2 protein-coding genes are annotated in these 13,884 nt (G+C 72.1%); both read right to left on the bottom strand.

Annotated elements, in window-relative coordinates; translation table 11 throughout:
• Window positions 1-152: 152 nt before the first annotated feature.
• Window positions 153-4,265, bottom strand: coding sequence for an amino acid adenylation domain-containing protein (locus V5F66_RS17120; RefSeq protein WP_394094338.1), 4,113 nt, complete (start codon window positions 4,263-4,265; stop codon window positions 153-155).
• Between the two features lie 2 nt (window positions 4,266-4,267).
• Entirely contained in the window at window positions 4,268-13,870 is a 9,603-nt protein-coding gene (locus tag V5F66_RS17125; RefSeq protein WP_394094339.1) for an amino acid adenylation domain-containing protein, read from the bottom strand.
• Window positions 13,871-13,884 lie beyond the last annotated feature (14 nt).

A 13,884-nucleotide genomic window follows, 5' to 3' on the forward strand; every position in this document is an offset into this window, starting at 1 on the left:
GGACGCGCGGCCCCACATCCACGTTCGGGACGCGCGACCAGCCATCAAGCGTGTGTTCCGGCGGGCAGGCGTGGATGCCCGGCACAAGGCCGGGCATGACGGCATGATTGCGGCTCGGCCGCTCAGGGCCTGCCGGATCGCGGGCACGACCCTCATTCCGCCGCCCCGGCCAAAGCCGCACGGCTGGGTGCGTCCCACGCCTTGGCGAGGCTGCGGGCGAAGCTGTCATGGAAGCGCGCGCTGTCCACGATCTCGCGATGGGTGACGCCGGGGATCACCTCCACCTGGTCCACGCGGGGCGAATAGCGGCTCCAGTCCACGAGGTCGAGCCCGCGCGCCACCGAGTGTTCCGCCAACCATACCCGCACCGGCACATCGAACGGCGCCATGGAATAGCGCCGGTAGAGCAGGGTGTTGTCGATGAAGGTGAAGAGCTCGTATTCGCGGCTGCCGAGGCCCGGCCCGTCCGCCGGCAGGTCGCCGCCGATGGTCTCCACATAGCGCAGGAACTGGGTGAACAGGGTGTCGTCCATGCGGGCGAACAGGTTCTCCCACTCCGCCCGCATGGGGGCGCTGTCGAGCCACGCGGCCACCTGCGCGGCAAGGCGGGCGCGATCGGCGGAGGCGATGTCGGCGAGCCGGCCCACGGCGAAGTTCACGTCGAGATTGCATACGTCGAGCATGCCGACGAAGCCGATGTCCACCTCGCCGGCCAGAAGCCGCGCGGCCTCGAAGGCCAGCACCCCGCCCCAGGACCAGCCGAGCAGCGTGGCGCTGCCGCCGGCGCATTCGGCGCGGATGTGGGCGGCGTAGCGCGCGGCGATGTCCTCTACCGACACCACGCTCTTGCGCTCCTCCGTTAGGGAATAGCACACGAAGCCCGTCACCGGCTGGTCCGGTCCCAGACGGCGCACCAGCGGGGCATATTCGCGGGTGTTCACCATCAGGCCGGGGAAGCAGTAGAGCCTGGGCCGGCTGCCGCGCGGATTCAGCCGCACCACCTGGGTCGTGCCCACCGCATCGGCGTCGATGGCAGCGGCAAGGCTGGCCACATCCTGATGGCTGAACAGCAGGGGCACGCCGATGGTCTTGTCCGGGAAGCGCGTCCTGAGGGCGTTCAGCACCCGGAGCGCGGCGAGGGAATTGCCGCCGAGGTCGAAGAAGTTCTGGTTGGCGCCCACGCTGGCCCGCCCCAGCACATCGCACCAGATGGCGGCGATGGCCTGCTGCGTCTCGCCCTCGGGCGGGGTGACGAGATCCTGCGTTTCAGGCGGGGCGGGCAAAGCGGCGCGGTCCAGCTTGCCGTTGGGGGTCACCGGAAAGGCGTCGAGAACCACGATGCGGCCGGGCACCATATAGTCCGGCAGGCGGCGCAGAAGGGCGGCCCGCAGGGTTGCCTCCTCGGCCACCGCGCCCTCGGCGGGCGTGACGTAGGCGACGAGCCGGGGGGCCGTGCCATCGGTGCGCAGCATCACCAGCGCCTGACGCACCGTCTCCTCCTGCCTCAACTGGGCCTCGATCTCGCCGGGCTCGATGCGGAAGCCGCGCAGCTTGATCTGCTGGTCGGCGCGGCCGAGATATTCCACGGTTCCGTCAGCCAGCCACTGCACCCGGTCGCCGGTGCGGTACATGCGCCCGCCGCAGGGGCCGAAGGGGTCCGGCAGGAAGCGCTCGGCGGTGGCGCCGGGGCGGCCCAGATAACCGCGCGCCAGCCCTTCCCCGGAGAGATAGAGCTCGCCCGCCACACCGATGGGCACCGGCTGGAGGCCATCGTCGAGCACATAGGCGCGGCGCTGGCCCACGGCGCGACCGATGGGGGCATATGGCCCGTCGAAGCTCTCGGAGGCCGGCACCCGCCAGGCCATGGGTGAGATCACCGCCTCCGTGGGGCCGTAGCCGTTGATGAGCACCTGCGGCCGCAGCGCCCGCTTCACCGCCTCGAAGCCGGCGCGGGGCATGGCCTCGCCGCCGAAGGAATATACCTGCACCGGCGGCGGATGCCCTGCGCTCTCCACCCATTCGGCGAGCTGGGTGAGATAGGCCGGCGGGAAGCCGGCGTGAGTGACGCGGTGGCGGGCCAGCGCGTCCCGCGTTTCCTCAGCGCTCCACAGGCCCTGGTCCCGCAGCACGATGGCGCCGCCGAAGGCCAAAGGCACCATCCAGCGCTCGTGAGCGCCATCGAAGGCGAAGGAGAGGAAATGCAGCTCCCGCGTCTCCTCGCCGGTGCCATAGAGCGCCCCGGTGGCGCGCACATGCATGGCGAGGGCGCCGTGGGGCACGCCCACGCCCTTGGGCCGCCCGGTGGAGCCGGAGGTGTAGATGACATAGGCCAGTTGCTCGGGGTGGATCACCACCTGCGGCGCGGTCTCGGGAAGGGCGGCGAGGTCGAGGCACTCGGGCACCAGGGCGGTGACGGCCTGCGGCAGCGCCGGCCCGTCCGCGTTCACAAGGGCGAAAGTGGCGCCGGAATCCGTCACGACATCGGCGATGCGCTCGGCCGGGTGGTCGGGATCGAACGGCACGAAGGCCGCCCCCGCCTTCAGCACCCCGAGGAAGGCTGCCACCGCCCCCGGCCCACGCCGTAGGCCTACCGCCACCCGCGTCTCCGCCCCGACGCCGAGGCCCAGGAGATGATGGGCGATGCGGTTCGCAGCTCGCTCCAGTTCGGCGAATGACAGGGTTTCGTCGCGGCAGATCACGGCGGGGGCATCGGGCCGCCGCTGCGCCGCTTCGGCGATCAGATGGGGCACCAGACCATCGGCGAGGGGCAGGTCGCCGGGCCATGGCGCGGAGAGCCGGTCGAGGGTCGCCTCGTCCACCAGCGGGAAGTCGGCGATGGCAGCATCGGGCAGGGTGAGGCAGCGCTCAGCGAGGGCTAAGAAAAGCTCCGCGATCCGCGCCACGGTCGCCGCCCGGAACAGGTCGCGGGCATAGCCGAAGGCGGCGATGATGGCGCCGTCCGGCTGCTCGGTGGTCTCCAGCACCAGGTCGAAGGCGATGGCCCCGGTGTCGCGCGCCACCGGGGAGAGGGTGAGGCCGGCCATGCGGGCCGGGCGCTCGTCCACCAGATGGCTGTGCATCACCTGGAACAGCGGGCTGCGGGCCAGGCTGCGCTCAGGCTGGAGCGCCTCCACCACCTCCTCGAAGGGCGCGTCCTGAAGCGTCTGGGCATCGAGCAGGGCGGCCCGCGCCGCTTCCAGCAGTTCGCGGAAGCTGGTGGCGCCGGTGAACTCGGTGCGGATCACCAGCGTGTTCACCAGCAGGCCGACGAGGTCCTGTGTCTCCGGCCGGTCGCGGTTGGAGGCGGGGATGCCGAGGCGCAGGTCGCGCTCGCCGGTGAGGCGGAACAGCAAAGCCAGCAGCACAGCCATCAGCCCCATGGCGGTGCTGGCGCCGGCCTCTTGCGTCATGGCGCGCAGGCGCGCGGCCAGCTCTGGAGGCAGGGTGATGGCGTGGCGCCCGCCGCGATGGCTCTGGGTGGCCGGGCGTGGCCGGTCCGTGGGCAAGGCGAGGAGCGCGCCGCCGTCGCCGAGGCGGGTGCGCCAGCCCTCGATCTGCCGCGCCATCTCGCCCGCCTCGAGCCAGTTGCGCTGCCAGATGGCGTAGTCGGCATAGTGCAGCGCCGGAGGGGTGAGCGGGGAGGACGTGCCGGCGCGCCGGGCGGCATAGAGCGCCATCAGGTCCCGGAGCAGCACGGAGAGGGAGGCTCCATCGGAGACGATGTGATGCTGGGTCAGCAGCAGCACATGGGCGTCTGGCGCAAGGCGCACGTGCGTGGCACGGGTGAGCGGTCCGGCGAGAAGATCGAACGGCCGCGCGGCATCGGCGTCGGACAGGGCCTTCAGCCGCCCGTCCGGATCGGCGGCGCCGGAAAGGTCCACGTGATCGAGATCGATTGACGCCGTCTCGTGGATCACCTGCTCGGGCACCCCCTCCGGGGTCAGGGCGAAGGTGGTGCGCAGGGCCTCGTGGCGGGCCGAGAGGTCGGCGAAGGCGGCGGCGAGAGCATCGCCATCAAGCGCGCCGTGGAGGCGCAGGCCCCCGGCGATGGTGTTGAGGGCGCCATTGCCGCCCATCTGCTGCGCCACCCACATGCGATTCTGGGCGAAGGACAAGGGCGCGCGCCGGTTCGGCCGGGGCGCCGTCGGGATGGGCAGCAGGCGGAAGTCCACCCCTGCCGCCGCGAGGGCGTCCAGGAAGTGGCGGCGCTTCTCTGGCGCCAGCTGGGCGAAGCGGCAGGCGAGGTCGTGCGGCGACGGGGCCATGCTCATCCCTCCAGTTCGCCGAGCAGCGCATCCATCTGCGCCAGCGCATCTGCGCCCAGTGCCGGCCCGGGCGCGGCCCCGGTGGCGCGCGTCTCCGTGGCGCGGATCTCGGCCAGCACCTGGGCAAGGCTGCGCAGGGTCTGGCATTCGAACAGGCGGCGCACCGGAACCTCCACGCCGAGCCGCTCGCGGATTTCGAGCCGGACCTGCGTTGCCGACAGGGAATGGCCGCCGAGGGCGAAGAAATTGTCCTCGCGGCCGATCGCGCCTGCGCCCAGCACGTCGCGCCAGATGGCGGCGAGGGCTTCCTCGTCGGCTCCTTCCGGCGGCGCGGAGGACGTGGCGGTGGCACGCGGCTCGGGCAAGGCGGCGCGGTCCAGCTTGCCGTTGGCGGTGAGGGGCAGCGCGTCGAGGGCGACCACATGGGCCGGCACCATATAGTCCGGCAATCCCGCCTGAAGCCGCTCGCGGACGGCGGTCGGATCGACCGTGCCGGTCGCCACCACATAGGCCACCAGGGTCGGTCCGCCGGGAAGCTCCCGCACCACCACGGCGGCGTCGGTAACAGTGGCATCGTCGCGCAGGCGCGCCTCGATCTCGCCCAGCTCGATGCGGAAGCCGCGGATCTTCACCTGCCCGTCGCCGCGACCGAGATAGTCGAGGGTTCCGTCCGGCCGTCGCACCGCCTTGTCGCCGCTGAGATAGAGCCGGCTGCCGGGCGGCCCATAGGGGTCCGGCACGAAGCGCGCAGCGGTAAGGCCCGGCCGCTTCAGGTAGCCCGCGGCAAGGCCCGCGCCGCCGACGCACAGCTCGCCCGGAACGTCGACCGGCACCGGGTCCAGCATGTCATCGAGGAGATGCAGCGTGAGGTCGGGGATGGGACCGCCGATGGGGCTGCGGCTTGCGCCTAAAACGTCGCCTGGGCCGAGCGGGCGGTAGGTGACATGCACCGTGGTCTCGGTGATGCCGTACATGTTGACCAGGCGGGCCTTGATGCCGAAGCGCGCGTACCAGGGGCCGAGCACGCCCACGTCCAGCGCCTCGCCGCCGAAGATGACGTGGCGCAGGGCAAGGTCCGGCGTCTCGGCCCGTGCCAGCGCCGCCTGCAGGAAGGGGCGGAAGGCGGAGGGGGTCTGGTTCAGCACGGTGACGCGCTCGCGCACCACGAGGTCCAGGAACTCCTCCGGCGCGCGGCTCACCTCGTGGGGCACCACCACCAGCCTCCCGCCAAAGCTGAGGGCGCCGAAGATCTCCCACACCGAGAAGTCGAAGCCGTAGGCGTGGAACAGGGTCCACACGTCGTGTGGCCCGAAGCCGAACCACGGCGCGGTGGCGGTGAAAAGGCGCGCCACGTTGCCATGGGTCACCACCACGCCCTTCGGCGCGCCGGTGGAGCCGGACGTGTAGATGACATAGGCGGGTTGGTCCGGGTGCGGCGACGGCCAAAGGCGTGTCGCCGCCGCATCCTCCTCGGCCTCCCCATAAAGGTCGAGGGGGATGTGTCGCAGCCCGGTCTGCGGCAGATCGGCAGAATTGGCGGTGTCGGCGAGGATGCAGCGCACCCCGGCATCACCGATCATGTAGGCGCGGCGCGCCTCAGGATAGATCGGATCGAGGGGCAGGTAGGCGGCCCCGGTCTTCAGGATGGCGAGGAGCCCGGCGATCAGCGCCGGCGAGCGTTCGGCGCTGATGCCCACGATGTCGCCCGGCCCCACGCCCGCCTCCGCAAGACGGCGGGCGATGCGCTCCGCATGGCGGTCGAGATCGGCGTAGGTCAATGCGTCCGCGCCGCAGGTGACGGCGATGGCGTCCGGCCGCAGGCGGGCCTGGGCGGCGATGCGTTCATGCACCGGCCTGAAGTCCGCGACGTGCGTGGCGGCAATGCCGTGTGCACGAACGGCGGCGATCTCCTGCGGCAGGGCGAGGGAGAGGACGGAAAGGTCCGCCTCGGGGTTTCCCGACAGGAGGTCGAGGGCCAGCAGCAGGCGCTCGGCGATCTGCTCCACCGCGGCGGGGGAATAGCGCGCGGCGTCGTAGCTCCAGGCGAGGCGAGGCTCGGCGTCGGTGATGACGCTGAGGGTGAGGGGGAAGTTGGTGGCCTCCTGCGAGATCACCGGGCCGAAGGCGAGTCCCTCCACCACGCGCGCCTTCAGGCCGGCTTCCATGGGATAGTTTTCGAACACCAGCAGGCTGTCGAACAGCGCCTGCCCACTGCGTCCGGCCCAGCGCAGGATGTCCACCAGCGGGGTGTCCGCTTGGGCGGTGGTCGCCACGCTTTCCGCCTGAACCGCGCGCACGAAATCCGCCACCCGCCCGGACCCTGGCACGGTGAGGATCGTCGGCACGGTGGCGATGAACAGGCCGAGCACGCTCTCCATGCGCGGGTCGTCGTCCGGCCGGCCGGAGACCGTAGTGCCGAATGCCACGGCGGCCCGCCCGGTCATGTGCTTCAGCGCCAGCGCCCAGGCCGCCTGGAACAGGCTGGCGAGGGTCACCCGCTCAAACTTCGCGGCCGCGCTCAGGCGATCCCAGCGCTCCGCCGCCAGTGGCACGGTGAGGTGCCGGTGAACGGAAGGAGCCCTGGTTGCGCTGGCAAGCAGGGATGGCTCTTCGAGCCGGGCCAGCCGCGGACGCCAGAAGGCCTCGCCATCGGCGCGCGGGGCGGCGAGGGCCGCCACATGATCGCGGAACCGTGCCGGGGGCGGGGGCACGGCGGCGCCCGCATAGTCGGCCAGCACTTCCGCCATGAGGCGGGCGGAACTCCAGCCGTCCAGCAGCAGGTGATGGGCGGTCCAGATGAAATGATGCCCGTCGGCCCCGAGCGGCACGAGGCGGATGCGCATGAGCGGCGCCGCATCCAGCGCGAAGCCGCGCGCGCGGTCGTCCTGCGCGATGGCGTCGAGGGCGGACGGGTCCGCTGGGTCGATGGGTGCGTGCCGGTCCACGGCGAAAGGCACATGCCGCCGCACCGCCTGCAAGGGCGCGCCGAGGTCGGCGGTCCACAGGAAGGCACTGCGCAGGATGGCGTGGCGCGCCACCGCCCGCACCCAGGCGGCGGCGAAGCGCTCGGCGTCCAGCCCGGTGATGGTGACGCGGAGCTGGTTCACATATGCGCCATCCCCGGACCCCTCCAGCACATGGAAGAGGATGCCCTGCTGGGTCGGCGTCAACGGGTATAGGTCCTCGATCTCGCGCCAGGGCAGGGCGAGACGGTCCAGCGCCGGCTGGGAAAGGCCGGCAAGGGGGAAGTCGGAGGGCGAGGCGCCGTCGCTGTCGAGCGCTGCAAGGCGGGCAAGGTCGGCGGCGATGGCCTCGCTGAGGCGGGCGAGGGTCGCATCCTCCCAGCGCGCGGCAGAGGTGGTGAGGCGCAGTTCGGCGCCAGCCTCGCTCTCGCTGGCGTCCACGATCAGCTCTGCGCCGAGGGGCAGGTCCGGATCGGCCGAGAGGTCCATGGCGTCGAGGGTGAACAGGGCGCCGGCGCGGCCCGCATCCACCCGTCCGAGATGGTTGAAAATGAGTGCCGGGGCCGGGGCTTGTGCGTCCGGGACCGCCCGGCGGGCGGCCTCCTTGGTGGCGAGGAGGGCGCGGCGCAGGTCGTCCTCCAGCGGCACCGCCGCCGGCGCGAGGGTGGTGAACCAGCCCGCCGTGCGGCTGAAATCGGCGCCCGGAACTAGGTCCCGCCCGTGCCCTTCGATGCCCACAGTAAGCTGGGGCATGCCGCACAGGCGCCCTGTGGCCCGCACCACAGCGGCGAGCAAGAGGTCATCGAGCCGGGCATGGTGGGCGAGCGCCACCTGACGCAGCGCTTCCACCTGCGGGGCATGGAGGGCGAGGCGGGTCACGCGGCGGTGGCCGAACGTGTTCGCGCCCTCCGGATGGTCGCAGGGCAGGGGGATGGCGGGTACCGGGACTGTCGCCGCAGGCAGGTGCATGGTGCGGGCGGCGAAGGGCGTGCCGGGGGCCGGCGCGGCGACGGGGCGGCCCTGTTCCAGGTCGAGATAGGCGCTCTCGATCTCGTCCAGCAGGATGCGCCAGGACACCGCGTCCACCACCAGGTGATGGGCCGTGAGGAACAGCCGTTGCGTGCCATCGTCGAGGTTTGCCAACATCGCACGGAAGAGCGGGCCTGCGGCGAGGTCAAGCGCGCTTTCGAGGGAGGCGAAGAGGGCGCCTGCGGCCTCCCGGTCCGCCGCCGCGACCACAGCGAGGGGCGGTGTCGTGGCGGCATCAGCCTCCTCCTGCCGCCAGTTGTCCGCTCCCCGCGTGAAGCGCAGGTGGAGGGCGCCGTGCTGGCGGGTCACATGGTCGACGGCGGCCGCGAGATGGCTGGCATCCAGCGGGCGGGTGGGGGAGAGAACCAGCGACTGATTGAAGTGCTGGAGGCGCGGCGCGCCGCTGTCGAGGAAGGCGCGCTGGAGCGGGGTGAGGGGCAGGGCGCCATGCGGGGCTTCGGGTGCCGCCGGCGTCTCCTCCCGCCGGGCGGCACCGGCGAGGCGGGCGATGGTCTGGTGCTCGAACAGGTCGCGGGCGGACAGTACCAGCCCGGCGCGGCGGGCGCGGGCGACGATCTGCAGGCTCAGGATGGAATCCCCGCCCAGCTCGAAGAAATTAGCGTCGAGGTTGGGACCGTCCGGCAGGCGCAGCACTTCCGCCCAGATGCGGGCGAGCATCTGTTCTTCTTCCGTCTGCGGCGGGCGGCTCTCGGTCGTCGGGGCGGGGCGCTCGGGAACGGGCAGGGCGGCGTAGTCCACCTTGCCGTTGGGGGTCAGTGGCAAGGCCTGAAGCACCACGAGGCGGGCGGGCACCATGTGATCGGGCAGGCGACGGCCCAAGGCCTCGCGCAACGTGGAGGGCAAGGCCTCGCGCAGCGCTGCGGCATCGGGAGCTGCATCCGCCGCCACCACCACATAACCCACGAGCTGGGCCGAAGCGCCCACGGTCTTCAGGGCAACTGCGGCGGCGCTAACGCCGGGCAGCGCCCGCAGCGCGGCCTCCACCTCGCCGGGCTCGATGCGGAAGCCCCGCAGCTTGATCTGCCGGTCGGTGCGGCCGAGATACTCCACCGTGCCGTCGGCGCGCCAGCGGGCGCGGTCGCCGGTGCGATACATGCGCCCGCCCGGCGGCCCGAAGGGATCGGGCAGGAAGCGCTCGGCGGTGGCGCCGGGCATGGCCTGGTATCCGCGCGCCAGGCCTTCCCCGGCCACGTAAAGCTCGCCGGGCACGCCCACGGGCAAGGCATTGAGGGCGCCATCCAGCACATAGGCCCGCCGCGCGCCCACGGCGCGGCCAATGGGGGCGTGGGGGGTGTCGAGGTGGGTTGTCGCCGGCACCTTCCAGGCGAGGGGCGAGATCACCGCCTCGGTGGGGCCGTAGCCGTTGATGAGCAGCCGGGGCTTCAGCGCGCTGGCGACGCGCGCGAAGCTCTCCGCCGGCATGGCCTCGCCGCCGAAGGACAGGATGTCCACGCGAGGGGCTTCGCCGCGCGCCTGCGCGGTGTCGGCCAGCGCATCGAGATAGGCCGGAGGGAAGCCGCCGTGGGTGGCGCGGTGGCGGGCGAGGGTGTCCAGCGTGTCGGCCGTGGCCCAGGGGGTACGGTCGGTGAGGATGATGGCGCCGCCGTGGATGAGCGGCACCATCCAGCGCTCGTGGGCGCCATCGAAGCTCATGGAGAGAAAGTGGAATTCCCGCGTGCGCTCGGAGGTCTCGTAGAGCGCGCCGGTGGCGCGGCAGTGCATGGCGAGCGCGCCGTGGGCCACCATCACCCCCTTGGGGCGGCCGGTGGAGCCGGAGGTGTAGACCAGGTAGGCGAGCTGCTCGGAATGCGCCGTCCGGCTCACCGGGGTCGCCGGCTGGGACGACAAGTCGATCTGGTCCGGGTCGAGAACGGGCACCCCTGGCGTGACGCCCTCCCGCGCCAGCACCAGCGTGGTGCCGGCATCGGCGAGGATGTGGGCGATGCGCTCGGCCGGATGGTCGGGATCGAACGGCACGAAGGCGCCGCCGGCCTTCCACACCGCGAGCAGGGCGGCGATGAGGCCCGGCCCGCGCGGCAGGCCCACGCCCACCCGCGCTTCCGGCCCCACCCCATGGGCGACGAGCACATGAGCGAGGCGGTTGGCCTCACCCTCCAGCGCGGCGAAGGATGTGACCTGTTCGCCGAAAATCACCGCCGGAGCGTCGGGCCGAAGCCGCGCCTGCAGGGCGATGAGGTCCGGCACCGGCAGGTCGGGCAGGGCGCTGTCGTCCGGCCAGGGGGCGGCGCGGGCGGCGAGTGCCGCCTCGTCCACCAGCGCGAGGAGGTCGAGCCGGGTATCGGGCGCCGCGACCGTGGCTCGGGCGAGGGTGGCGAAGGCGTCGGCGAAGCGGGCCACGGTGGCCGGCTCGAACAGGTCCAGCGCATAGCCGAAGGCCAGCACGAGGCCGCCATCTGCGGTCTCGGCAGTCTCCAGCGCCAGGTCGAACTGCTGGCCGCCGCTGTCTCGGGTGAAGGTGTCCACTCCTGCCCGGGCCCGGCGCGGCAGGTGGGTGTAGAGGGTCTGGAACAATGGATGGCGGCTGAGGCTGCGCGCGGTGCCGAGGGCGTCGAGCACCCGATCCAGCGGCACGTGCTGGTGCGTTTGCGCCTCCATCACCCCGTCGCGGACACGGCGCAACACCTCGGCGAATGCCGCAGCGCCGTCCACCTCAAGGCGGAGCGGCAGGGTATTCACGAACAGGCCCATGGTGACGTGGCTGTCGGCGGCCGCGCGGTTGGCGAAGGCGAGGCCCACGGTGAGGTCGTCGGCGCCCGAAAGGCGATGCAGCAGCACGTTGAACAGGGCGAGGAGCGCCATGGGCAGTGTGGCGTCGGCGGCTGCCGCGAGCGCGCGCAGGTCGGCCGTCAGAGCCGGGTCGAAGGTGATGTCGAGCCGCCCGCCGCGATGACTCGCCTCGGCCGGTCGGGGGTGGTCGGCGGGCAGGGTGGTGAGGGCGGGGGCATTGGTGAGGCGGTCGCACCAGAAGGCAAGGCCGGCTTGGTCCGGGGCCTCCGTAGCCTGCTGGTGGGCATAGGCGAGGTAGGATCCCGCCGGCGGCAGCGCGGGTGCGGATCCGGCGGCGCGCGCGGTGTAGGCGGCGGCGAGTTCCTCGCTGAGAAGGGCGAGGGACCAGCCGTCGCAGATCAGGTGATGGAGGGTGACGAGCAGTTCATCCCGCCCGTCCGGACGACGCACCAGCAGGGCGCGGGCAAGGGGCGCGGCGCCGAGGTCGAACGGTGCTTCCGCATGGGTCTTGGCGAGGGCGGCATAATGGGCGCCGTCCGTGTCGTCGCCAAGGTCGGCGGTGGCGAGGGGCAAATCGGCGGCAGCCAATTCCTCCTGCACCGCATCGCCGTCCTCCATGCGCAGGAAGCGTGTGCGCAGCGCCCCGTGGCGGGCCACCAGGTCCTGAAGCGCGGCGGCGAGTGCGTCACGGTCGACCGGAGCCTGAAAGCGGATGCCGCCGGCCACGTGATAGGCGGCCCGGCTGGCCGCACCAGCGGCGACCTCGCAGAGGAACCACATGCGTCGCTGCGCAGGCGGCAGCGGCGCCGGGCCATCCGGGGTGGTCACGGGTGCAACGAAATCGGGTTTAGCCGCCCCGATCTGCTCCAAAGCGGCGGCTAGGCGGCCGAGGGTGGGATGGCGGAACAGCTCCGCCACGGGCACATCCAGCCCGAGCGCGGCGAGGCGCGCGCGCACCCGCATGGCCTCCACCGAATTGCCGCCGAGGGCAAAGAAATGGCTGTCGGTTGTGAGGTCCTGCCGACCCAGCACCTCCGACCAGATGGCGGCAAGCTTGTCCGCCATGGCGCTGAGGGCGGGCGCGACTGGCGTCATGGGAGCGATTTCGCCGGTCCGGTCCTCCAGCACGCCGTCGCGCAGGATGGCGAAGGCGTCGAGGGTGCCATCCTGATAGCCCCGCGCCACGGTGCTACGCTGCAGCTTGCCGCTGGAGGTACGCGGCAGCGCGCCGGGCTCCAGCAGGACGACGACCCGCGCTGGTTCGAGGAAGGCGTCGCCCACCACCTCCGACACCAGCGCCGCGATGCTTCGCGCCGACACGGTCTTGCGGGTGCGGCGGGAGATTTCCACAGCGACGCCGATGCCCTCGCCATCGTCGCAGGCCACGGGGAAGGCGGCGATGCGGCCCTGCCGCACCAGATCCACCTCCCGCTCGATCACCTCCTCGATGTCGTGGGGGTAAAGGTTCTGGCCGCGGATGATGATGAGGTCCTTGGCCCGGCCCGCCAGATAAAGCTGTCCGCCGGTGAGGAAGCCGAGGTCGCCGGTGCGCAGCATGCGCACGCCGTCGATTTCGGGGAAGGTGGCTGCGGTGGCGGCGGGGTTGTTCCAGTAGCCTTGGGCGATGCTGGGGCCGAAGGCCACCACCTCGCCCACCCGGCCCTCGGGCACCGGCGCGCCGGTGGCGGGATCGAGGATGCGCACGCCGTGGTCGTCCGCCGGCGCGCCGCAGGCGACCACGCGCACCGCTTCAGGGTCTTGGCCCGGCTGCGCTTCGCCCTCGGCCAGCCGCGCGGCGTCGAACCCGGGTGCCTTCAGGCCCTCGCCCCGCCGCTGGGCGGTGACGAACAAGGTCGCCTCGGCAAGGCCGTAGCAGGGATGCACCGCCCGGGCGTCGAAGCCCAGCGGAGCGAAGCGAGCGGCGAAGGCTTCCATGGTGGAGGCGCGCACCGGCTCGGAGCCGGAATAGGCGACCTTCCAGGACGAGAGATCGAGCCCCTGCACCTGCGCCGGATCGATGCGCTCGACGCACATGCGATAGGCGAAGTCCGGCCCGCCGCTGACCTCCGAGCGGAAGCGCGACAGGGCCTCCAGCCAACGCACCGGCCGGGCGAGGAAATGGCTCGGCGACATGAGAATGCAGGCGGCGCCATTGAACAGCGGCTGCAGCAGCCCGCCGATCAGGCCCATGTCGTGATAGAGCGGCAGCCAGCTCAGGATGGTCTTGTCTGGCTGGATCGAGAAGCCGGCGCGGATGGCGATTTCGTTGGCGATGAGGTTGCCGTGGCTCACCATCACGCCCTTGGGGGTGGAGGTGGAGCCGGAAGTGTATTGCAGGAAGGCAATATCGGACGGGCTGGGCCGGCGCAGGGCGAAGCCGTCTCCGTCGCTATCCGCCACCTCCTCCACGCTCAGCACCGCCGTGCCCGTCTGGGCGGCGAGAAGGCTCTCCGCCGCCGCGCGGTCGCTGGCATGGACGAGTGCGATGGCGGCGCCGCAATCGCGCGCCATGGCGGCAAGGCGGGCCTGGTGCTGGGGCCGGTTGGCCTCGGGCGGGAAGGCGGGAACGGCGATCAGCCCGGCATAAAGACAACCGAAGAAGGCGCCCACATAATCAAGGCCGGTTTCGAGCAACAGCAGCACCCGCGCACCGGGCTCCGCGTGGTCTGCCAGCCGCGCGGCGAAGGCCCGCGCCCGCGCGTCGAGGGCGGCGTAGCTCACGGTGCGCTCGCCGTCGCGCGGATCGTCCAGCAGGTGCAGCGCCAGCGCCTCGCCCTGGCGGGCCGCCAGATCGGCAAGGTGGGTCGCCATGTCGGCGGACGGGACGGCGGAGGCGAGGAGCATGGGTGGCTGCGGCA

Source organism: Xanthobacter versatilis (genome assembly GCF_043193975.1).
Taxonomy (GTDB): domain Bacteria; phylum Pseudomonadota; class Alphaproteobacteria; order Rhizobiales; family Xanthobacteraceae; genus Xanthobacter; species Xanthobacter autotrophicus_E.

Excerpts from the sequence above, each read along its gene's own strand:
- V5F66_RS17120 (WP_394094338.1), bottom strand. The coding sequence starts at position 4,265 with ATGGCCCCGTCGCCGCACGACCTCGCCTGCCGCTTCGCCCAGCTGGCG.
- V5F66_RS17125 (WP_394094339.1), bottom strand. The coding sequence starts at position 13,870 with ATGCTCCTCGCCTCCGCCGTCCCGTCCGCCGACATGGCGACCCACCTT.